The 359-nt window shown below is 59.3% G+C and carries 1 protein-coding gene; it reads right to left on the reverse strand.

The features are described 5' to 3' along the window. The coding region (locus F3J43_RS23710) for an immunoglobulin-like domain-containing protein (protein WP_166893026.1) at positions 1–346 on the reverse strand (346 nt) is incomplete at its 3' end. Positions 347–359 lie beyond the last annotated feature (13 nt).

Raw genomic sequence — 359 nt, forward strand, 5'->3', positions numbered from 1 at the left:
TGGTGCCATCGGACAAGGTGAAGGTCAGACCATTGTGACCATTGACCGGCAGCCCCTGGCCGTTGCTCAGGGTCACGGTGTAAGTGATCTCACCGCCTTCAGCGACGGTGGTCTTGTCGGCGGTCAGGGTGGCGACGACTTCACTGATGGTATCGGTGATCTGGACGGTGGCATCGCCACCCAGCTCCAGATTCTCGAAGGTTTTGCCAGTAACCGAAGCATCGGTGATGCTGATGGTCAGGGCCTCGCCGTCCTTGAAGACGTCATCGCCTTGGGCTGGAGCCTTGTACTCAGCTTCGGTCTGGCCAGCAGCGATCACCACCTTGGCACCGTTGGACAGGGTCACAGTCAGGTCATGA

The sequence above is a fragment of the Pantoea sp. Cy-639 genome (assembly GCF_011752525.1).
GTDB lineage: Bacteria > Pseudomonadota > Gammaproteobacteria > Pseudomonadales > Pseudomonadaceae > Aquipseudomonas.